The following is a 19,994-nucleotide window of genomic DNA, read 5'->3' as shown; positions in this document are numbered from 1 at the left end:
CGGACGGAGGTCACGCACTTAGTGCGGTGCCGCGCAGTTCGACAGGGCCGACCGGATGTCGCCCGGCACGTCCTCCAGGGTGGCCGTGGTGTCGATCCCCAGGGCCGGGACGTCGAGCCGGATCGAGCCGGTGAGCACGGCCTGGCGGATGAGCACGCGGAGGTCGCACTGCGTCGGGAAGGGAGGTTCCGGCTGCTCGGTGGCCCGTCCCTCTCCACGCCACTCGACGTCCACGGTCACCGTTCCGGTGGCCTCCGGCAGCCCCTCCCCACCGCAGGTCACGGTGACGGTCCCGGACGTCCTGACCGACCCGAGCCCGCGGAAGTCCGCGGGGAGCCGCTCCTCCGTGAGGCACTCGTAGGCGCCGGCGAAGACCTCCGGGACCGCGAAGGCGGCCTCCCGGTCGGGTGCCCACGCGCTCAGGAACACCCCGGCGTCCCCGACGAGCGGGAAGGCGTTGGCCGACCCCGTCGTCGTGTTCCCGGGTGGTGCCGCTGCCGCGCTGCCGGTCAGCGTGCCCAGGGTCCCGGCAGCCAGCAGCAGGGTCACCGCCGCGGCCGTCCTCGTCCTCATCGTCGTCCTCCTCCGCGCCTCCCGGGCCCTCCGGGTCGGGCGCGGGCGGCAGGGTGGCAGCGGCGGGGGAGGCGCGGAACGGATCGGGGCGCGGGCCCGGCCGGGGACGGCGCGTCGGGCGGGACGCGCCGTCAGCGGACGACGACCTCAGCGGACGACGACGACGGCGTCCTGCCGCGGCACGAACTCGCCGATGACCGGGGCGCCGGGCACCTCGCCGGCCAGCAGCAGCCCGCCGGAGGTCTGCGCGTCGGCCAGCAGCAGCGCCTCGTCCTCGCCGACGGCCGACAGGTCGGTGTGCGGCCGCACCCAGTCGAGGTTGCGCCGGGTGCCGCCGGACACGAAGCCGTCGGCCAGCGCCTGCCGCGCGCCGGCGAGGTAGGGGACGGCGGCAGCGTCGACCACCGCGGTCACCCCGCTGGCCCGGGCCATCTTGTAGAGGTGGCCGAGCAGGCCGAACCCGGTGACGTCGGTGCCCGCCCGGATGCCCGCGGCGACGGCGGCCCGCGCGGCGTCCCGGTTGAGCGCCGTCATCGAGGCGACGGCCTCCTCGCTCACCTCGCCGGTGGCCTTCATGCGGCTGTTGAGCACGCCGACGCCGAGCGGCTTGGTCAGCGACAGCGGCGTGCCGGCGACGGCGGTGTCGTTCCGGATGACCCGGTCGAGGTCGAGCAGGCCGGTGACCGCCATGCCGTACTTGGGCTCGGGGTCGTCGATGGAGTGCCCGCCGCCGACGTGGCAGCCCGCCTCCTGCGCCACCTCCAGCCCGCCGCGCAGCACCTCGGCGGCGAGCTCGGCGGGCAGCACGTCGCGCGGCCAGCCGAGCAGGTTGACGGCGACGACGGGGGTGCCGCCCATGGCGTAGACGTCGGACAGCGCGTTGGCCGCGGCGATCCGGCCGAAGGTGTACGCGTCGTCGACGACCGGGGTGAAGAAGTCGGTGGTCAGCACCAGGCCCTGGCCGCCGGGGATGCGCACGACGGCCGCGTCGTCGCCGTCGTCGAGGCCGACCACCAGCTCGGCGGCCGGGTCGGCCGGGCCGGTGCGGGTGAGCCCCGCGACGACGGCCTCGAGCTCGCCGGGCGGGATCTTGCAGGCGCAGCCGCCCCCGTGCGCGTACTGCGTGAGCCGGACGGTGGCGGGCGCGCTGGTCACCCGGCCGACGCTAGTCCGCCGCGGCTGGACACGTCGGGCGCGCGCGAGGACGCTCGCGGCAGACCCCGGGAGGCCGCCCGTGACCCGCCTGCTGCCCGCCGCGCTGCTGGTGCTGCTCGCCGGCTGCGCGACCGGCGCCGAGCCCCCACCGGCGGCGTCGACGGCGTCGCCGCCCGCCGCGGCGGCACCCGCCACCGGGTCCGCCGCGCCCACCGCGGCGACGCCGGTGCCGACCGGCTCGGACCCGGCGCTGCGCGCGGAGCTGCTGGCCATGCTCGAGCGCGACCAGAGCGGGCGCACCGGCGGCCCCGACCCGGAGGGCGACGCCGCGCGCACCGAGCGGCTGGCGCAGATCCTCGACGAGCACGGCTGGCCCGGCCGCGACCTGGTGGGGGAGGACGGCGCGGAGGCGGCGTGGGCGATCGCCCAGCACTCCGACCTCGACCCGGCGTTCCAGCAGCGGGCGCTGGAGCTGCTGCGCGCGGCGGTCGACGAGGGGCGGGCCTCGCCCGGCGACCTCGCCTACCTGACCGACCGGGTCGCGGCGAACACCGGGCAGCCGCAGACCTACGGCACCCAGGTGTCCTGCACGCCGGAGGGGCCTGAGCCGGCGGTACCGCTGGCCGACGAGGCCGCCGTCGAGCAGCTGCGCGCCGACGCCGGCCTGGACCCCTGGGCCGACTACCTGGAGGAGATGGCCGCGATCTGCGCGGAGGAGTGAGCGCGCCGTAGGCTGCCCGGCGGAGGCGTCAGGGTGCCTGGTGGCCCCCGCGGCCTCTAAAGCCGACGTGGCCGAGCAGCTCGGTCAGGCGGGTTCGATTCCCGTCCGCCTCCGCCAGCCTCCCCGCGGGCCGGCGCGCATACGCTGCGACAGCGATGAGCGCCGACCCGCGGCGGGCAGTGCCCCGCACCGACACGCTGCTGGCCGACCCGGCGCTGGCCGAGGCCGCCGCCCGGTTGGGCCGCGACCTGGTGAAGGACGCCGTCCGCGCCGTCCAGTCCCGCGTCCGCGCGGGCGACCTCGCGCCGGACGACGCCGTCGCCGCGGTGCTCGCCGGCCTGCCCCCGACCGCGTCGTCGCTGCGCCCGGTGCTCAACGCCACCGGCGTCCTGGTGCACACCAACCTCGGGCGGGCGCCGCTGTCGCCGGCCGCGGTCGAGGCGGTGGTCGCCGCCAGCGGCACGACCGACGTCGAGCTCGACCTGGTCACCGGCCGCCGCGGGCCGCGCGGGGAGGCGGCGCTCGCGGCGCTGCTCGACGCCGTGCCCGCGGCCGGGGCGGCGATCGTGGTGAACAACTGCGCGGCCGCGCTGGCGCTCGTGGCGACGGCGCTCGGCGGCGAGCTGGTCATCGCCCGCGGCGAGCTGGTCGAGATCGGCGACGGCTTCCGCATCCCCGAGCTGCTGGAGGCCACCGGCGCACGCCTGCGCGAGGTCGGCACCACGAATCGGGTCGCGCTCGAGGACTACACGCGGGCGGTCGGAACGGGCACCGGCGCGGTGCTCAAGGTGCACCCGTCGAACTTCGTCGTCCGCGGCTTCACCCGTGCGGTGCCGGTCGCCGACCTCGCCGCCGGGCTGGCCGGCACCGGCGTCCCGCTGGTGGCCGACGTCGGCTCCGGCCTCCTCCGCCCGCACCCGGCGCTCCCCGACGAGCCGGACCTGCAGACCACGCTCGCCGACGGCGCCGACCTCGTCCTCTCCAGCGGCGACAAGCTGCTCGGCGGCCCGCAGGCGGGACTGGTGCTCGGCCGCGCCGACCTCGTGCAGCGGCTGCGCCGGCACCCGCTCTACCGGGCGCTGCGGGTGGACAAGACGACGCTGGCCGCCCTGGAGGCGACGCTGCGCGGACCGCTGCCGCCGGTGCCGCGGATGCTGGCCACCGACGTCGACGGACTGCGCGCGCGCGCCGACGCGCTGGCCGCCCGGCTCGCCGCCGCCGGGATCGACGCCCGCGCCGTCGACTCCGCCGCGCGGGTCGGCGGCGGGGGAGCACCGGAGCACCCGCTGCCCAGCGCCGCCGTCTCGCTGCCGGAGCCCTTCGCCGAGCCGCTGCGGCGCGGCGCGCGTCCCGTCGTCGGGTACGTGGCCGACGGCCGCACCCTGCTCGACGTGCGCAGCGTCCCGCCGTCGGCCGACGACGACCTGGCCGCCGCGGTGCTGGAGGTGGCCCGCCGGTGGACGTGATCGCCACCGCGGGACACGTCGACCACGGCAAGTCGACGCTGGTCCGCGCCCTCACCGGGATGGAGCCCGACCGGTGGGAGGAGGAGCGCCGCCGCGGGCTGACCATCGACCTCGGCTTCGCCTGGACGACGCTGCCCTCGGGTCGCGTGCTGGCCGTCGTCGACGTCCCGGGGCACGAGCGGTTCGTCGGCAACATGCTCGCCGGCGTCGGGTCGGTGCCCGCGGCGCTCGTGGTGGTGGCGGCCGACGACGGCTGGTCGGCGCAGACCGCCGAGCACGTCGCCGTCCTGGACGCGCTCGGCGTGCGCCACGCGCTGCTCGCCGTCACCAAGGCCGACCTCGCCGACCCGGGGCCGGTGCTCGCCGACGCCACGGAGCGGCTGGCGGCCACGTCGATGGGCGCGGTGCCCGGGGTGGCGGTCAGCGCGCCGTCGGGCCGGGGCGTGCCGGAGGTCGCGGCCGGACTGGGGACGCTGCTGGCGGGCCTGCCGGCGCCCGACCCCGCGGCGCCGGTGCGGCTGTGGATCGACCGGGCCTTCCCGATCCGCGGGGCGGGCACGGTGGTCACCGGGACGCTGGCCGCGGGCTCCGTGGCGGCGGGGGACCGCCTGGCGCTGGGCGGCCGGGAGGTGACGGTGCGCGGGGTGCAGTCGCTGGGCCGGCCGGTGGAGGGGGCGCGGGCGACCGCGCGGGTGGCGCTGAACCTGCGCGGCATCGCCGTCGAGGACCTCTCCCGCGGCGACGCGCTGCTCACGCCGGGCGCGTTCCGGGACACCGCCGAGGTCGACGTCACGCTGGCCCGCGAGCCCGCCGACCGGCTGCCCGCCGAGGCGGTGCTGCACGTGGGCTCGGCGGCGGTGGCCGCGCGGCTGCGGCCGCTGGAGGGGACGGCGGTGCGCCTGCGGCTGGCCGCGCCGCTGCCGCTGCGGGTGGGCGACCGGGTGCTGCTGCGCGACCCGGGTGCCCGGCGGGTGCTCGGCGCCGACGTCCGCGACGTCGCCCCGCCGGAGCTGCGCCGCCGCGGTGCCGCCCGGCAGCGGGCCGCCGATCTCGACGCGCAGTCGGCCGGGCCCGCGGGCGCGGCGGCCGACCTGGCCCGGCGCCGGGTGGTGCGGGCCGACGACTTCACCGCGATGGGCTGGCCGGTGCCCGAGGACGCGGTGCGGGCCGGGCCCTGGCTGCTGGCGCCGGGTCTCGTGGACACCCTGGCCCGCCGGGTGCCGGGGCTGGTCGCCGCGCACCGCCAGGCGCACCCGCTGGAGCCGGGGCCGCCGGTCGCCGTCGTGCGCCGGGAGCTGGAGCTGCCGGCCGACGACCTGGTGGCGCTCGTGGTCCGCCCGCCGCTGGCGCTCCGCGAGGGCCGGGTGGTGGTCGCCGCGGCGGGGCTGCCGCCGGCGGTGCAGCGCGCGGTCGACGGGATCCGCGCCCGGCTGGCGTCCGACCCGTTCGCGGCGCCGGACGCCGAGGAGTTGCGCGCCGCGCGGCTGGGCCCCCGGGAGCTGGCGGCGGCGGTGCGCGACGGGCAGCTGGTGCGGATCGCCGACGGCGTCTACCTGGCGCCGGGCGTGGAGGCGGCGGCGCGGCAGCGGCTGGCGGCGGTGCCGCCGCCGTTCACGCTGAGCCAGGCGCGGTCGGCGTGGGGCACGACCCGGCGCGTGGCGGTGCCGCTGATGGAGTGGCTGGACGCCCGCGGGGTGACCGAGCGGCTGCCCGACGCCTCCCGCCGGCTGCGCTGAGGCCCGCCGGCCGGAGCGCGACACCAGTCCCGGGCGCGGTCGTGCTCTGCACACACCTGCGTGCAGAGCACGACTCCGCTGGAGGGCACATGCAGGCTCCGGAGCGGAGTCGTGGGGGGGGGGGGGGGGGGGGGGGGGGGGGGGGGGGGGGGGGGGGGGGGGGGGGGGGGGGGGGGGGGGGGGGGGGGGGGCGGGGTGGGGGGGGGGGGGGGGGGGGGGGGGGGGGGGGGGGGGGGGGGGGTCGGGGGGGGGCGGGGGGGGGGCCGGGCCGCTGCGCCGGGCCGGCGCAGCGGTGTCGCTGGAGGTCGACGGCGCGCTGCGGGTGGAGGGGCTGGGCGCGGCGGCCGTCGGCGACGTCGCCTTCGCCGCGGCCGTGCCGGTGCACGAGCTGACCACGGTGGTCGCCTCGCTGGAGGCCGCCTACCTGGCGCTGACCGGGGCGGACGTCGAGTACCGGGCGGGTGTGGCGTGAGGGTCCCGCTGACGGCGGTGCTGCGCAGCGAGTGGACCAAGCTGCGCGCGCTGCGCTCCACCTGGTGGTGCACCGCGGTGTACGTGCTGGTCGTCGGCTCGTTCGCGTGGCTGGCCGCGGCGACCACCCGCAGCGCGCCGACCGCGGACTCCGCCGTCGGCGTGGTGCTCACCGGCTTCGCGTTCGGGCAGGTGGTGCTCGTCGTCCTCGGCGTGCTGGCGGTGACGTCGGAGTTCGGCGGGATGGCGCTGTCGTCGCTGGTCGCGGTGCCCCGCCGCACCCGGCTGCTGGCCGCCAAGACCGCCGTCGTCGCGGCCTGGGCGGCGGGGGTCACCGTGCTGCTGGTGGCCGGCTGCGTGCTGGCCGCGCGCACGCTCGTCGCCGTGCCCGGGGGCGTGTCGCCGGGCGACCCGGAGGTGCTGCGCGCGGCGGGGCTGCAGGTGGCCGGCGCCGTGCTGGTCACGGTGCTCGCCGCCGGGCTCGGCGCGGTGCTGCGCTCGACGGCGGGGGCGTTCGGGCTGGGCATCGCGCTGGTGTTCGTGGGCCCGCCCGCGCTCGCCATCGCCGGCGGGCGGACGGCGGAGCTGCTGTCGCAGGCGCTGCCGTCGCTGCGGGTGGGCGAGGACTCCTTCCTGGCGGTGCCGACCACCTGGCCGGTGGGGCTGGCGGTGGCCGGGGCGTGGGCGGCGGGCGCCTGGGCGGCCGGCGCGGTGCTGCTGGAGCGCCGCGACGTCTGAGCCGTTCAGCGCGGGCCGAAGGCGGCCGCGCGGAACGCCTCGAACACCGGCGGCGGCGCGGGCGAGGCCCACATCTGGTTGGTCAGCAGCACCGCCGTCGTGCCGGTGACCGGGTCGCTCCACCACGAGCTGCCGAGGCCGCCGTCCCAGCCGAAGGAGCCGGCGTGCCGGCCACCGGGCTCGTCCTCGCGCCGCACGCCGAGGCCCAGCCCCCAGCCGCCGCCCTCGTCGTCGACCGGGCCCGCCTGCTCGGTGAGCATCGCCCGCACCGTGCCGGGGCGGAGCACCGGTGCGCCGCCGGCGAGCAGCACGCCCGCGAGGGCGGCGAGGTCGTCGACGGTGGAGACCAGCCCGGCGCCGCCGTCGGGGAAGGCGGGCGGGCGGCTCCACTGGCCGTCGGCGGGGTCGTACACCTGCCGCGTGCCGGCGTCGTCCGGCGGCGTCCAGTGCGGGCCGAACCGGTCGCGGGCGCCAGCCGGGACGGAGAAGCCGGTGGAGGTCATGCCGAGCGGCTCGAGGACGCGCTCGGCCAGCAGGGCGGGCAGCGGCCGGCCGGCGGCGCGGGCGGCCAGGACGCCGAGCACCTGCGCGCCCAGGTGGTAGAGCCAGCGCTCGCCCGGCTGGTGCGCGAGCGGCACGGAGGCCACCCGGCGCAGCCACTCGTCGGGCGGTGGGAGGGTCTGCGGCGCCGGCGGGCCGGTGGGCAGCCCCGCGGCCTCCAGCGCGGCGACCGTCGGCGTCGGCCAGGGCGCGGTGAAGTCGAGACCGAGACCGAGGCGGAACGTGAGGACGTCGCGGACGGTGACCGGCCGGCGGGCGGGGACGGTGCCCGCGGCGGCGTCCGCGGGGTCGGCCAGCACGCGGCGGCCGGCCAGCTCCGGCAGCAGCCGGTCGACCGGCTCGTCGAGGTCGAGCGAGCCGTCGTCGACCAGCGTCAGCGCGGCCACGGCCACCACCGGCTTGGTGGTCGAGGCGATCCGGAAGACGGCGTCCGGCGTCAGGCGGTCGTCCCCGCCGGGCGTGTGCGCGCCCGCGGCGCCCCGCGCCACCTCACCGCCGCGCGACACCCACCAGGCGGCGCCCGGCACCTCGCCCGCGGCCACCGCGGCGGCCACCACCCGCTCCACGTCCCCGGCCGGTCCCATGCAGGGGTGACCGGAGGAGTGCCGCGGACTCATCGGCTGCGGCACGATCCGCTGCGTGACCGCGCCCGCCACCGTCGAGGAGTACCTGGCCGCCCTGCCGCCCGAGGCCCGGGACGTGCTGCAGCAGGTGCGCGCCGCCGTGCTGCGCGGGATGCCGGGCGCCACCGAGACCATCCGCTACGGGATGCCCGCCGCGATGCTCGGCTCCCGCTACGGCCTGCACTACGCCGCGTGGAAGAGGCACGCGGCGCTGTACCCCGTCCCGGTCCTGGACGCCGGGCTCGAGGCCGAGGTGGCGCCGCTGCGCTCCGGCAAGGACGCCGTCCACCTGCGCTACGGGCGGCCGGTGCCCGGCGACCTGGTGGAGCGCGTCGCGTCGGCGGTGGCCGCCCGCCGCAGCGACGCCAGGTAGCGCCGCGTCGCCAGCCCCTGCACGAACCGGGCCACCGGCGGCACGGCGCGCGCGGCCGGGGTGGCCAGCCGGGAGAACACCCGCAGGGCGACGACGACCTCGCCGGCCGGCGTCAGCGTCACGGTGAAGCACTCCTCGCCGGCCTCGGGGTGGCCGGGCAGCGTGCCGTAGGCGAAGCCCCGCTCGTCGCCGGTCGTCGACGCCCACACCACGCGGCACGGGATGTCGTAGCCCAGCCACGGCAGCCCCGCCGTCAGCACGACGACGGTGCCCACCTCGCCCGGCGAGCCGGTGGCGCGCACCCGCAGGCCGACGCTGCGCTGCGGCGTCCAGTCGAGGATGGCGGCGGCGACCCGCTCGAGGGTCTCCCGGCCCGAGCCGACGACCTCCCGCCACTCGCCGTGCTGGTAGCCGGCCGGCATGCGCTCCTCGCGGGTGCCGCCGACCTCGGCGTAGGTGAACGGCGCGTCGCGCAGGCCCTCGGGCGACGCGGCCCGGAACAGGCCCATGTCCCCAGTGTGGACCGGCGTAGGTTGACCGGCACTGTGCTGCCCGCCGTCACCGCCACCCGCTACGTCACCCCGCTGCGCGAGGGTGGCTCGCTGCCGGGGCTCATGGAGGCCGACGACCTCGGCACCTACGTCGTGAAGTGGCGCGCCGCCGGCCAGGGCGTGCGGGTGCTGGTGGCTGAGGTGGTGTGCGGCGAGCTCGCCCGCGCGCTGGCGCTGCCGGTGCCCGCGCTGGTCACCGTCGACGTCGCCCCGGAGCTCGCGGTGGGGGAGCCCGACCCCGAGGTGCAGGAGCTGCTGCAGCGCTCGGCCGGGCTCAACCTGGGCCTGGACTACCTGCCCGGCGCGCTGGACTTCGAGGCCGGCGTGGACGGCGTCGACGCCGAGCTGGCCGGGCGGGTGCTGTGGTTCGACGCGCTCGTCGGCAACGTCGACCGCTCCTGGCGGAACCCGAACATGCTCTCCTGGCACGGCCGGCTGCAGCTCATCGACCACGGCGCCGCGCTCACCTTCCACCACTCCTGGCCCGGTGCGCAGGCCGCCGTCGCCCGGCCCTACGACGCCTCCCAGCACGCGCTCGTCGAGTGCGGGCCCGACGTGCGGGCCGCCGACGCCGCCCTCGCCGGCCGGGTGACGCGGCCGCTGCTGGAGTCGGTGCTCGCCCGCGTCCCCGACGGCTGGCTGGAGGGCCCCTCGCCGGAGGAGACACCGGGCGAGGTCCGCGAGCGCTACGTCGCCCAGCTCCTGGCCCGGCTCGGCGCCCGCGACGCCTGGCTGCCCGGCCTGGTCGCCGCAGCCGCCGCGGGCGGCGGCCGCCGCCGGGCGCCGCGCGGGGAGAACCGGCCCGCCTGGCTCGGCCCGCCACCCCCGCCCGGGGTGAGCCAGCGGTGAGCCGGGAGACCTTCGAGTACGCGGTGCTGCGCGTGGTGCCCCGGGTGGAGCGCGGCGAGGCGCTCAACGCGGGCGTCCTCGTCTACTGCCGGCAGCGCGACTACCTCGGCAGCCGCGTGCACCTCGACGTCGACCGGCTGCGGGCGCTGGACCCGACCGCCGACCCGCGCGCGATCGGCCGGGCGCTGCAGGCCGCGGCCGACGTCTGCTCCGCCGACCCCGCCGCCGGGGCCGCCGGCCGGGAGGCGCTGGGCTCGCGGTTCCGGTGGCTCACCGCGCCGCGCAGCACCGTCGTCCAGCCCGGCCCGGTGCACACCGGCCTGACCGCGGACCCCGACGCCGAGGCCGACCGCCTGCTGCGGCTGCTCGTGCTCCCCGTCGAGGGCTGAGCACCCCCGCACAGGTCACGCCGGTTTCACCTGCCGGCCACCTGCGGACGGACCGGTCCTCCTTAGCGTTCGGGGGCCTCGTCACCCGTTCGAAGGAATCCGATGACGGAACTCGCCGGTCGCCGCCGACTGCTGCCCCTGCTGACGCAGGTGCGGCACGGCTCCCGCAGCCACGTCACCTGCCACTACAAGTGCGGCAACGCCTGCGACGCGCCCGTGCCGAACCGGACCGACAACCCGACGTTCGAGTCGGTCGTCCAGGCCTCGCTCAGCCGCCGGAACCTGCTCAAGGTGGCCGGCACCGGCGCGCTCGTCGTCGCGGCGGCGCCGCTGTTCCCGCAGCAGGCGGCCGCGGCCCCCGGGCGGCACCGGGGCGGCCCGGGCGGCGACGGCGCCCTCACCTTCCAGCCCGTGCAGCAGAACTTCCTCGACGAGCTGGTCGTGCCCGCCGGCTACGGCTACGCCGTCGTCATGCGCTGGGGCGACCCCGTCGAGGAGGGCGCGCCGGCCTTCGACGTCGACGCCCAGACGCCGGAGGCGCAGGCCAAGCAGTTCGGCTACAACTGCGACTTCCTGGGCTTCCTCCCGCTGGGCCGCGACAAGGCGCTGCTGGTGGTCAACCACGAGTACACCGACGAGCAGCTCATGTTCGGCGGGGTCGCCGACGAGGAGGGCGCCGGCGACATCACCGACGAGCAGAAGCGCGTCGCGATGATGGCGCACGGCATCTCGGTCGTGCAGATCGAGCGGTCGGGGAACACCGGGATCTGGCAGCCCACCCGCCGGCTCGACCGCAACCGCCGGATCACCACCGACACGCCCTTCGCGCTCACCGGGCCCGCCGCCGGCTCGACCTACCTGCGCACCAGCGCCGACCCGGCCGGCCGCACCGTCCTCGGCACGCTGAACAACTGCGCCGGCGGCATCACCCCGTGGGGCACGACCCTGCACGGGGAGGAGAACTTCAACCAGTACTTCGGCACCTCGGCGCCCATCCCGGAGAACCCGGCCGAGCCGCGGCTGGCCCGCTACGGCGTCAGCGCCGAGGACGCGCCCACCCGGCGCTGGGAGACGGTCGACCCGCGATTCGACCTGTCCCGCGAGCCCAACGAGGTCAACCGCTTCGGCTGGGTGGTGGAGGTCGACCCCCACGACCCGCACTCGACGCCGCGCAAGCACACGGCGCTCGGCCGCTTCAAGCACGAGGGCGCCAACATCCAGATCGCCGAGGACGGCCGCGTCGTCGCCTACTCCGGCGACGACGAGCGCTTCGACTACGTCTACAAGTTCGTCTCCAAGCGCCGCTTCGACCCCGGCCACGGCGCCCGCGCGCGGGCACACAACATGACGCTGCTGGAGGAGGGCGATCTCTACGTCGCCCGCTTCACCGGCGACTCGCCGGCCGCCGAGATCGACGGCAGCGGCCGCCTGCCCTCCGACGGGGAGTTCGACGGCACCGGCACGTGGGTCCCGCTGGTGCAGGACGGGCGGTCGATGGTCCCGGGCAAGGACGTCGCCTGGGTGCTCACCTTCACCCGGCTGGCCGCCGACCGGCTCGGCAAGCAGCTCGACGCCCGCGGCGACTTCCCCGACCCGGCGGCCCCCGTCGTCGTCGACCCCGCGAAGGTCCCCACGCGGATGGACCGGCCCGAGGACATCCAGGTCAACCCGGTCAACGGCCGCGTCTACGCCGCGCTGACCAACAACTCCAACCGCACCGGCGCGGGCGGGCGTCCCGGCGCCGACGAGGCGAACCCGCTGACCCGGTCGTTCGCCTTCGACGCGGAGTCGGGCACCTACGAGGAGCGGGCGGGCAACCGCAACGGCCACGTCATCGAGTGGGAGGAGACCGGCTCCATCGCCGGGACCACGTTCAGCTGGCGGGTCTTCCTCCTGGCCGGCGACCCGCAGGACCCGGGCACCTACTTCGCCGGGTACGACAAGTCGCAGGTCAGCGCGATCTCCTGCCCGGACAACCTCGAGTTCGACCCGGCGGGCAACCTCTGGATCTCCACCGACGGCAACGTGCTGTCCACCCGCAACCAGGAGGCCGGGACGGTCGCCGGCACCAACGACGGCCTGTTCGCCGTCCCGGTCGAGGGTCCCGAGCGCGGGCACCTCAAGGCGTTCCTCACCGTGCCGCTGGGCGCGGAGTGCAGCGGCCCGCTGATCCCCGGTGACGGCCGCTCGGTGTTCGTGTCGGTGCAGCACCCGGGGGAGACCACCGGGTCCACCCGCGACACGCCGTCCAGCGTCTGGCCCGACCGGCTGCCCGAGCGCCCGTTCCCCCGGCCGAGCGTGGCGGTCGCCTTCCGCCACGACGGGGGCCGCGTCGGCGCCTGACCGCCGCACGCCACGGGGGCCGGCCCGGGGAGGATCCCCCCGGGCCGGCCCTCCGGCTCAGGCGGGCAGCAGCGCGTCGATGCGGCGCGCGAGCTCCAGGTCCAGCGCGCTCACGCCCTGCTCGGAGTGGCTGACCAGCGTCAGGTGCAGCGTCCGGAAGCGCAGGTCGACGTCGGGGTGGTGGTCCATCTCCTCCGCGACGTCGGCGATGGCGACGATCGCGGCCACCGCCGCGGGGAAGGACGCGAGCTGCACCGTCCGGTGCAGGCCGCCGGTGTCCCCGCTCCACAGCGGGAGGGAACGCAGCCCGGCCGCGACGTCGTCGGGGGACAGGCGGGGCGGCCGGGGCACGTCGGGATGCTCCTACAGGTGCAGGCCGCACTCGGTCTTGCCGCGCCCGGCCCAGCGCCCGGCACGCGGGTCCTCGCCGGGGGCGACCGGCCGGGTGCAGGGCGCGCAGCCGATCGAGGCGTAGCCGATCTCCTGCAGCGGGTTCACCGGCACCCGGTGCTCGGCGATGTAGGCGTCGACGTCGTCCTGCGTCCAGGCCGCCAGCGGGTTGACCTTCACCATGCCGCGCTTCGCGTCCCAGTCGACGACGCGGGTGCCGGCGCGGGTGGCGGCCTCGTCGCGGCGCACGCCCGAGCCCCAGGCCGTGTACCCGGCCAGCGCCTGCGCGAGCGGCTGCACCTTGCGCAGCGCGCAGCACAGGTCGGGGTCGCGGTCGTGCAGCGCCGGGCCGTGCTCGGCGTCCTGCTCGGCGACCGTCAGCGGCGGCGTGACGTTGACCAGGGTGATCGGCAGGACGCTGCTGATCCAGTCGCGCGTGCCGATCGTCTCGGCGAAGTGGTAGCCGGTGTCGAGGAAGACGACGTTCACGCCGGGCACCGCGCGGGACGCGAGGTGGGCCAGCAGCCCGTCGGCCATCGAGGAGGTGACGGCGAAGCTCTCGCCGAAGGTCTCCCCGGCCCAGCGCAGCACGGCGAGCGCCTGCTCGACCGGGTCGGCGATGCCCTCGAAGCGGGCGTCGGCCTCGGCCGCGAGCTGCGGCGTCGCCGCGACCGGCCGGGTCTCCTCCACGGCTGTCACTCCGTCACCCCCGTCGCGATCAGGCGGACCGAGAAGGCCCGCAGGCAGGCGCCGCAGCGCCAGCCCTCCTCGTGCGGCGTGAGCTCCTCGTCGCCGCAGTACGGGCAATGGAACACAGGAAGCGGACGCACGCTTCCCTGGGACACGGGGAGCTGCCGCTGCCTTCCCGACCGGCCCGCCGTGTCCTCGGCCCCCTCGCTCACAGCAGCCAGGCCTCCTCGGCCCGGGAGACGTAGTGCGCGAAGGACTCGCCCGGGGTGCGGCGCTCCTGGAAGCCCCGCAGCACGCGCTCGCAGTAGTCGGCGGTCTCGGCCTTGGTCACCTTGTGGCCGCGGAACTTGCGGCCGAAGGTCGCCTCGACGCCGAGGTGGCCACCCAGGTGCACCTGGAAGCCCTCGACCATCTCGCCGTTCGCGTCGCGGACCATCGAGCCCTTGAACCCGATGTCGGCGGTCTGGAAGCGGGCGCAGCTGTTCGGGCAGCCGTTGACGTTGATCCCGATCGGGGTGTCGAAGTCCGGCAGCCGCTTCTCGAGCTCCGCGTAGAGGTCCTGCGCGTGCTGCTTGGTCTCCACGATCGCGAGCTTGCAGAACTCCAGGCCGGTGCAGGCCATGGTGCCGCGGCGGAAGGCGCTCGGCCGCACCTGCAGGTCGTGCTCGGCGAGCGCGGCGACGAGGTCCTCGACCCGCTCGTCGGGCACGTCGAGGATGACCATCTTCTGCTGGGTCGTCGTCCGGATGCGCCCCTGGCCGTACTCGTCGGCCAGGCCCGCGATGGTGGTCAGCAGCGAGCCGCTGATGCGGCCGGTGCGCAACGCGAAGCCGACGGCGTTGAGGCCGTCCTTCTGCCGGCTGACGCCGACGTGGTCGCGCTGGTCGTGCTTCGCCGGGGCCGGCGCGGGGCCGTCGGGCAGCGCCTCGTGCAGGTACTCGTCCTGCAGCACCTGCCGGAAGCGCTCCGGCCCCCAGTCGGCCATGAGGAACTTGATGCGGGCGCGGTTGCGCTGCCGCCGGTAGCCGTAGTCGCGGAAGACCGCGGTGCAGGCGGCCCACACGTCGGTGACCTGGTCGGGGCGCACGAAGACGCCGACCCGCTGGGCGAACATCGGGTTGGTCGACAGGCCGCCGCCGACCCACAGGTCGTAGCCGGCCTCGCCGGCCTCGTTGCGCACGCCGACGAAGGCGACGTCGTCGATCTCGGGCTCGGTGCAGTGGTCGACGCAGCCGGACATCGACGTCTTCCACTTGCGCGGAAGGTTGCTGAACTCGGGGGAGCCCACGTACTTCTCGACGGTCGCCGCGATGACGTCGGTGGCGTCGAGGACCTCGTCCTCGAGGATGCCGGCCAGCGGGCAGCCGAGCATGACGCGCGGGACGTCGCCGCAGGCCTCCATGGTGGACAGCCCGACCGACTCCAGGCGCCGCCAGATCTCGGGCACGTCCTCGATGCGGATCCAGTGGTACTGCACGTTCTGCCGGTCGGTGACGTCGGCGACGTCGCGGCCGAACTCCGTGCTGATGCCGCCCAGGACGCGCAGCGCGTCGCTGGTGAGCTGCCCGCCGTCGATGCGGGCCCGCATCATGAAGTAGGAGTCCTCGAGCTCCTCGGGCTCCAGCACGGCGGTCTTGCCGCCGGGGATGCCCTGGGCGCGCTGGGTGTAGAGGCCCATCCAGCGCATGCGGCCGCGCAGGTCGCCGGGGTCGATGCCGTCGAAGCCGGTCTTCGAGTAGATGTCGAGGATCCGCTGACGGACCTCGAGCCCGTCGGAGTCCTTCTTCATCCGCTCGTTGGGGTTCAGCGGCTCCCGGTAGCCGAGCGCCCACTGGCCCTGGCCGCGCTGCGGGGTGTCGCGACGCGGGGGCCGGTTGCTCGGACGCGGAGGAGCGGACACGGTGCACTTCTCTCTGCGCCGTCCGCGCCGGTTCGCACCCGCACGGAGGGCGCTGCCAGGTCGGGTCGCGGCGACGGCCGCGGGGGAGGACTGGTGGTCAGCGCGCAGCGCGACAGGCGGCGCTGCTGACCAGGGCGAGGTCGATGTGCAGGCGCGCGACGAGCAGGCTGCCGCGATCCGTCACGCACTCCATGGTCGCACACCGGCGACCGGGGGCGGCCGGGCTCAGGCCGGTGCGTCCATGGCGGCGCGGATCCGGGCCACCGACTCCTCGAGCGGCGTGACCGACGTGTCGATGACGAGCTCGGCGCGCGCCGGCGGCTCGTAGGGGTCGTCGATGCCGGTGAACCCGGCGATCTCCCCGGCCCGCGCGCGGGCGTACAGGCCCTTGACGTCGCGGGCCTCGCACACCTCCAGCGGCGTGGCCAGGTGCACCAGGACGAACCGGCCGTGCCGCTCGACGAGGGCCCGGGCCTCCTCGCGCGCCTGCTCGTAGGGCGCGATCGCCGCGACGACGACGGTGCCGCCGTGCCGCACCACCTCGCCGGCGACGAAGCCGATCCGGCGGATGTTGAGGTCGCGGTGCTCCCGCGAGAAGGACAGCTCGCTGGACAGGTGCGTGCGGACGACGTCGCCGTCCAGGACGGTGACCGGCCGGCCGTCGGCCTCCAGCCCGGCGACGAGGGCGTCGGCGATCGTGGACTTGCCCGCCCCCGAGAGGCCGGTGAGGAAGACGGTGACGCCACCGTGCTGCGCGCTGCTCACGGGGCGAGTCTCGCCGAGCGGCGCCGCGCCGCTCAGGCGGGGTCGTCGCCGAAGGACCGCCAGGCGCTCTCGACGGCGGCGAGCTCCGCCACGTGCCCGGGCAGCTTCCCGGCGACGACGTCGGCGAGGGTGACCTCCTCGAGCACCCGCCGGTACGCCGCGCGGGCGGCCACCCAGACGCTGGCGAGCTCCTCGGCGACGCCGGGGTAGCTGACGTCCTCGGGGCGCTGGCCGTGCACCTCGGCGAGGAAGCCCTGCTCGACCCGCATGACGCGGGCGATCGAGATCTCCGTGGGCGGCAGGGCCAGCCGGTAGCCGCCCTCGCGGCCCCGCTGGCTGGTGACCAGCCGGGCGTGCTGCAGGTCGCCGAGGATGCCCTGCAGGAACCGCGAGGGGATGCCCTGTGACCTCGCGATCCGGTCGCACGTGAGCGCGTCCGGGGCCACGGCGGCCAGCTCGAGGGCCGCGCGGACCGCGTAGTCGACCCGGGCGGTGATGCGCACGGCGTTCCTCTCCGACGGTGCCTGGACGGCCCATCCTGCCCCGTCTGCGAGGGTGACGGGGTGTACCGGCTGCGCTTCACCACGGTCGTGGCCGCGCCGCTGACCGTCGCCTTCGACGTCGCCCGGGCCCTCGGGCGCCCCTGGCCCTTCCCGCTGGAGGAGGTCGAGTCGGTCCGCCCGGTGTCCGACCGGTACGCAGGAGGACCGGACTCCGGCCGGCGCCGGGTCACCCACGCGCGCACCTTCACGGCCACCGGCGCGGGCACCGTCGTCGAGGAGGAGGTCTCCTGGGAGACGGGCCTGCCGGGGCCGCTCGGGGGGCTGGTGGACCGGGCGGTGCTGCGCCGGCGGGTGCTGCGCGCGATGCGCCGGCACCTCGACGGCTACGCGGCGCTGGCCGCGGTGCGGGCGCTCGACGTCGTCCAGGTGGTGGGCGCGGCGATCGTCCGCGGCGACGGGGCCGGCGGGAGCGAGGTGCTCGTCGCCCAGCGCGGCTCGGGGGCGCTGGCGGGCCTGTGGGAGTTCCCCGGCGGCAAGGTCGAGCCGGGGGAGGGGCACGAGGCCGCGCTCGTCCGGGAGTGCGCGGAGGAGCTCGGGGTCGCCGTCGTCCCGCAGGCGTTCGTGGGGGAGGTGCCGCTCGACGGCGCGGTCGCGGGCGGCGCGCCGGGCACCTCGACCCTGCGGGTGTGGTGGGCGCGCCTGGCCGGGGGCGAGCCGGTCGCGCACGAGCACCGCGAGCTGCGGTGGGTGCGGGCCGCCGACCTCGAGGCGCTGGACTGGATCGCGGCCGACCGCCCGCTGCTGCCCGCGGTCCGGGCGCTGCTCGCCCGGCTGTAGACGCACGACGGGCGCCGTCCCGAGGGGGACGGCGCCCGGGGTGAGGGCCGGGTCAGCGGCTCACTTGAAGACGTCCTTGACCTTCTCGCCGGCCTGCTTGAGGTTGCCGGCGGCCTTGTCGTTGGCACCCTCGGCCTGCAGGTCGCGGTCCCCGGTGGCCTCGCCGACGCGCTCCTTGCCCTCGCCCGACAGCTCCTGGGCCTTGTTCTTCAGCTTGTCGATCCCGCTCACGGTGAGCTCCTCTCCTCGGGTGACCTCCGGTTACCCGCTGGTACAGGGCTGACACCCCCGACGCCCGTTCGGCGGAAGTCCTCCGGGATGAGCGCCGAGGGGCCGCAACACGTGTCGTGACGGGGGCGGCGTACCGTGCCGTTTGCATCGCGCGCCGTCAGGTCGTGAGCATCAGTCACAACTTGGTGACGGCCGTGGACGCTCCTCGCCGGGGGTGCCTAGGGTCGCTCGCGGCGTCCCGGGACAGTTCCCGGGTGTTCACCAGATGGACGCCACGCCCGGCCCTCCGTGCCCGGGCGCGCATGGACCAGTCCGTTCCCCCCGCATGCGCGGGACGAGGGAGGCATCGCACGTGAAGTTGAGCAAGCGCCGTTCGGCGCTCGTCGCGGCCGGTCTGTCCGGTGCGCTGCTGCTGTCCGCCTGTGGCGGCAGCGACGACAGCGGCTCGGGCAGTGGCAGCGGTGGCGGCGAGGGTGGCGGCACCTTCAGCGTCTACATCGGCGAGCCGGAGAACCCGCTCGTGCCGGGCAACACCACGGAGTCCGAGGGCGACCAGGTCGTCAACTCGCTGTGGACCGGCCTGGTCAAGTACGCCGAGGACGGCTCGGTCGAGTACAGCGGCGTGGCGGAGTCCATCGAGTCCGAGGACAACACCACCTGGACCGTCACGCTCAAGGACGGCTGGACCTTCCACGACGGCAGCCCGGTGAACGCCGACTCCTTCGTCGACGCGTGGAACTACACCGCCTACAGCCCCAACGCCCAGGGCGCCGCCTCCTACCTGTCGCGGATCGCCGGCTACGCCGACCTGCAGGCCCCGGTCGACGCCGAGGGCAACGCGACCGGTGAGCCGGCCGCGACCGAGATGAGCGGCCTGGCCGTCGTCGACGACCTGACCTTCACGGTCACCCTCTCCTCGCCGTTCTCCAACTTCCCGGCGGTCGTGGGCTACAACTCCTTCTACCCGCTGCCGACGGCCTTCTTCGACGACCCCGAGGGCTTCGGCACCCGCCCGATCGGCAACGGCCCGTTCCAGGCATCCGAGGACTACGTCCCCGGCCAGGGCATCAGCCTGACCCGCTACGAGGACTACGCCGGCGACGACGCCGCGCAGGCCGACGGTGTCGACTACGTCGTGTACGCCGACGTCAACACCGCCTACACCGACGTGCAGGCCGGCAACCTCGACATCGTCGACGTCATCCCGCCCGACGTCATCGAGTCGGCCGAGGCGGAGTTCGGCGACCGGTTCATCCGGACCGAGTCCTCGCAGATCACCTACCTGAGCTTCCCGACCTACGACCAGCGGTTCTCCGACCCGCGGGTCCGGCAGGCGTTCTCCATGGCGATCGACCGGGGGGCCATCTCCGAGGCGATCTTCCAGGGCACCCGCACCCCGGCCGACTCGTTCATCGCGCCGGTCGTCGACGGCTACCGCGAGGGCAGCTGCACCTACTGCACCCTCGACCCCGACGAGGCCAACCGCCTCCTCGACGAGGCCGGCTTCGACCGCAGCCAGCCCGTGGACCTGTGGTTCAACTCCGGCGCCGGCCACGACGCCTGGATGGAGGCCGTGGGCAACCAGCTGCGCGAGAACATCGGCGTCGAGTACGTCCTGCAGGGCAACCTCGACTTCTCCGAGTACCTGCCGCTGCTCGAGTCGCGCGGTGTCGCCGGCCCGTTCCGGTACGGCTGGAGCTTCGACTACCCGGCCGCGGACAGCTACATCACCCCGCTGTTCACGACGTCGTCGCTCGCGCCGGCCGGCTCGAACTACTCGTTCTACACCGACCCGCAGGTCGACCAGCTGGTCGTCGAGGGTGACCAGGCCGCGACCCCCGAGGACAGCGTGACCTCCTACCAGGAGGCCGAGGACATCATCAACGAGGCCATGCCGATGGCCCCGATGTTCTTCACCGAGATCCAGTCGGTGACCTCGGAGAACGTCTCCGACGTCCGCCTGGACCTGTTCCAGCGGATCGTCACCTCCGAGGTCACGGTCAACAGCTGACCCGACCCCGCAGGACCCGCACCACCCGCCGGGGGCGCCCGTCCGACCAGGACGGTCGCCCCCGGCGGCGCGTGTGCCCGGGCCTGCGGCACGATGGACACCGGCGCCGCCCGCCGCT

Annotated in this window: 21 protein-coding genes and 1 tRNA gene; 12 read left to right on the top strand and 10 right to left on the bottom strand. The window is 76.3% G+C overall.

The features are described 5' to 3' along the window. Nucleotides 1-18: 18 nt before the first annotated feature. Both ACI78R_RS03445 and selD read right to left on the bottom strand, forming a co-directional pair. The gene (locus ACI78R_RS03445; protein ID WP_457039678.1) at nucleotides 19-573 is read right to left on the bottom strand and encodes a hypothetical protein; all 555 of its coding nucleotides are present in this window, start codon (nucleotides 571-573) and stop codon (nucleotides 19-21) included. Nucleotides 574-720: 147 nt separating this feature from the next. Then, nucleotides 721-1,728 carry a selenide, water dikinase SelD gene (gene selD, locus ACI78R_RS03440; RefSeq protein ID WP_457039677.1) on the bottom strand — a complete coding sequence of 336 codons (1,008 nt, stop codon included), beginning with the start codon at nucleotides 1,726-1,728 and terminating at the stop codon, nucleotides 721-723. A gap of 79 nt (nucleotides 1,729-1,807) precedes the next feature. Here selD and ACI78R_RS03435 point away from each other — a divergent pair, with 79 nt between their 5' ends. The 6 genes from ACI78R_RS03435 to ACI78R_RS03410 all read left to right on the top strand — a co-directional run bounded on the left by ACI78R_RS03435 (nucleotide 1,808) and on the right by ACI78R_RS03410 (nucleotide 6,860). Then, complete coding sequence (locus ACI78R_RS03435; RefSeq protein ID WP_457039676.1) at nucleotides 1,808-2,449, top strand: DUF6624 domain-containing protein; 642 nt, start codon at nucleotides 1,808-1,810, stop codon at nucleotides 2,447-2,449. A 21-nt stretch (nucleotides 2,450-2,470) separates the two neighbouring features. Further along, nucleotides 2,471-2,566: transfer RNA gene (locus ACI78R_RS03430), tRNA-OTHER, on the top strand. 38 nt (nucleotides 2,567-2,604) lie between these two features. Beyond that, the gene (gene selA, locus ACI78R_RS03425) at nucleotides 2,605-3,915 is read left to right on the top strand and encodes an L-seryl-tRNA(Sec) selenium transferase (RefSeq protein ID WP_457039675.1); all 1,311 of its coding nucleotides are present in this window, start codon (nucleotides 2,605-2,607) and stop codon (nucleotides 3,913-3,915) included. Continuing rightward, nucleotides 3,906-5,651, top strand: a complete 1,746-nt coding sequence (selB, locus tag ACI78R_RS03420) for a selenocysteine-specific translation elongation factor (RefSeq protein WP_457039674.1) — start codon at nucleotides 3,906-3,908, stop codon at nucleotides 5,649-5,651. The genes selA and selB overlap by 10 nt, the downstream gene beginning before the upstream one ends. Before the next feature lie 292 nt (nucleotides 5,652-5,943). Next, entirely contained in the window at nucleotides 5,944-6,123 is a 180-nt protein-coding gene (locus ACI78R_RS03415) for a hypothetical protein (RefSeq protein ID WP_457039673.1), read from the top strand. Next, on the top strand, nucleotides 6,120-6,860 hold the full coding sequence (locus tag ACI78R_RS03410) for an ABC transporter permease (RefSeq protein WP_457039672.1): 741 nt from the start codon (nucleotides 6,120-6,122) through the stop codon (nucleotides 6,858-6,860). The genes ACI78R_RS03415 and ACI78R_RS03410 overlap by 4 nt, the downstream gene beginning before the upstream one ends. A 5-nt stretch (nucleotides 6,861-6,865) precedes the next feature. On the opposite strand, the gene ACI78R_RS03405 is transcribed toward ACI78R_RS03410, so the two are convergent. Then, nucleotides 6,866-8,005, bottom strand: a complete 1,140-nt coding sequence (locus ACI78R_RS03405) for a serine hydrolase domain-containing protein (RefSeq protein WP_457039671.1) — start codon at nucleotides 8,003-8,005, stop codon at nucleotides 6,866-6,868. Between the two features lie 55 nt (nucleotides 8,006-8,060). On the opposite strand from ACI78R_RS03405, the gene ACI78R_RS03400 reads away from it, so the two are divergent. Next, a complete protein-coding gene (locus tag ACI78R_RS03400; RefSeq protein WP_457039670.1) occupies nucleotides 8,061-8,417 on the top strand; it encodes an iron chaperone in 357 nt (118 codons plus the stop codon). Here ACI78R_RS03400 and ACI78R_RS03395 read toward each other — a convergent pair. Continuing rightward, nucleotides 8,339-8,926 (bottom strand): DUF1990 family protein, encoded by a 588-nt coding sequence (locus ACI78R_RS03395; protein ID WP_457039669.1) that lies wholly within the window; start codon nucleotides 8,924-8,926, stop codon nucleotides 8,339-8,341. The two genes, ACI78R_RS03400 and ACI78R_RS03395, sit on opposite strands and share 79 nt — an antisense overlap. 36 nt (nucleotides 8,927-8,962) lie before the next feature. Between ACI78R_RS03395 and ACI78R_RS03390 the strand changes: the two genes are divergently transcribed. The 3 genes from ACI78R_RS03390 (at nucleotide 8,963) to ACI78R_RS03380 (ending at nucleotide 12,549) form a co-directional block, all read left to right on the top strand. Beyond that, entirely contained in the window at nucleotides 8,963-9,817 is an 855-nt protein-coding gene (locus tag ACI78R_RS03390; protein ID WP_457039668.1) for a HipA family kinase, read from the top strand. Further along, nucleotides 9,814-10,206 (top strand): DUF3037 domain-containing protein, encoded by a 393-nt coding sequence (locus ACI78R_RS03385; protein ID WP_073418744.1) that lies wholly within the window; start codon nucleotides 9,814-9,816, stop codon nucleotides 10,204-10,206. Before ACI78R_RS03390 ends, ACI78R_RS03385 begins: the two co-directional genes overlap by 4 nt. 102 nt (nucleotides 10,207-10,308) lie before the next feature. Further along, nucleotides 10,309-12,549, top strand: coding sequence for a PhoX family protein (locus ACI78R_RS03380; protein WP_457039667.1), 2,241 nt, complete (start codon nucleotides 10,309-10,311; stop codon nucleotides 12,547-12,549). A 57-nt stretch (nucleotides 12,550-12,606) separates the two neighbouring features. On the opposite strand, the gene ACI78R_RS03375 is transcribed toward ACI78R_RS03380, so the two are convergent. The 5 genes from ACI78R_RS03375 to ACI78R_RS03355 form a co-directional block, all read right to left on the bottom strand. Then, entirely contained in the window at nucleotides 12,607-12,900 is a 294-nt protein-coding gene (locus ACI78R_RS03375; RefSeq protein ID WP_073418746.1) for a 4a-hydroxytetrahydrobiopterin dehydratase, read from the bottom strand. A 12-nt stretch (nucleotides 12,901-12,912) separates the two neighbouring features. After that, nucleotides 12,913-13,638, bottom strand: a complete 726-nt coding sequence (locus ACI78R_RS03370) for a phosphoadenylyl-sulfate reductase (RefSeq protein WP_457039666.1) — start codon at nucleotides 13,636-13,638, stop codon at nucleotides 12,913-12,915. Nucleotides 13,639-13,837: 199 nt separating this feature from the next. Then, a complete protein-coding gene (locus ACI78R_RS03365) occupies nucleotides 13,838-15,529 on the bottom strand; it encodes a nitrite/sulfite reductase (RefSeq protein WP_457039665.1) in 1,692 nt (563 codons plus the stop codon). A gap of 225 nt (nucleotides 15,530-15,754) precedes the next feature. After that, a complete protein-coding gene (cysC, locus tag ACI78R_RS03360; RefSeq protein WP_457039664.1) occupies nucleotides 15,755-16,294 on the bottom strand; it encodes an adenylyl-sulfate kinase in 540 nt (179 codons plus the stop codon). Between the two features lie 32 nt (nucleotides 16,295-16,326). Then, complete coding sequence (locus ACI78R_RS03355) at nucleotides 16,327-16,797, bottom strand: RrF2 family transcriptional regulator (protein WP_073418750.1); 471 nt, start codon at nucleotides 16,795-16,797, stop codon at nucleotides 16,327-16,329. 60 nt (nucleotides 16,798-16,857) lie between these two features. Between ACI78R_RS03355 and ACI78R_RS03350 the strand changes: the two genes are divergently transcribed. Then, nucleotides 16,858-17,634 carry a (deoxy)nucleoside triphosphate pyrophosphohydrolase gene (locus ACI78R_RS03350; protein WP_457039663.1) on the top strand — a complete coding sequence of 259 codons (777 nt, stop codon included), beginning with the start codon at nucleotides 16,858-16,860 and terminating at the stop codon, nucleotides 17,632-17,634. A 60-nt stretch (nucleotides 17,635-17,694) separates the two neighbouring features. Here the strand turns inward: ACI78R_RS03350 and ACI78R_RS03345 are convergent, their stop codons facing one another. Further along, nucleotides 17,695-17,865, bottom strand: coding sequence for a CsbD family protein (locus tag ACI78R_RS03345; RefSeq protein ID WP_073418752.1), 171 nt, complete (start codon nucleotides 17,863-17,865; stop codon nucleotides 17,695-17,697). Between the two features lie 352 nt (nucleotides 17,866-18,217). Between ACI78R_RS03345 and ACI78R_RS03340 the strand changes: the two genes are divergently transcribed. Then, nucleotides 18,218-19,876, top strand: a complete 1,659-nt coding sequence (locus tag ACI78R_RS03340; protein WP_457039662.1) for a peptide ABC transporter substrate-binding protein — start codon at nucleotides 18,218-18,220, stop codon at nucleotides 19,874-19,876. Nucleotides 19,877-19,994 lie beyond the last annotated feature (118 nt).

The sequence above is a fragment of the Geodermatophilus sp. SYSU D01106 genome, assembly GCF_054049995.1.
The sequence above is the reverse complement of the archived record's forward strand: the minus strand, read 5'-3'. Positions and strand labels throughout refer to the sequence as shown.

Bases quoted from the DNA above. Each gene is read 5' to 3' on its own strand.
- ACI78R_RS03395 (WP_457039669.1), bottom strand. From the start codon at position 8,926: ATGGGCCTGTTCCGGGCCGCGTCGCCCGAGGGCCTGCGCGACGCGCCG.
- ACI78R_RS03445 (WP_457039678.1), bottom strand. From the start codon at position 573: ATGAGGACGAGGACGGCCGCGGCGGTGACCCTGCTGCTGGCTGCCGGG.
- ACI78R_RS03380 (WP_457039667.1), top strand. From the start codon at position 10,309: ATGACGGAACTCGCCGGTCGCCGCCGACTGCTGCCCCTGCTGACGCAG.
- selA (WP_457039675.1), top strand. From the start codon at position 2,605: ATGAGCGCCGACCCGCGGCGGGCAGTGCCCCGCACCGACACGCTGCTG.
- ACI78R_RS03405 (WP_457039671.1), bottom strand. From the start codon at position 8,005: ATGGGACCGGCCGGGGACGTGGAGCGGGTGGTGGCCGCCGCGGTGGCC.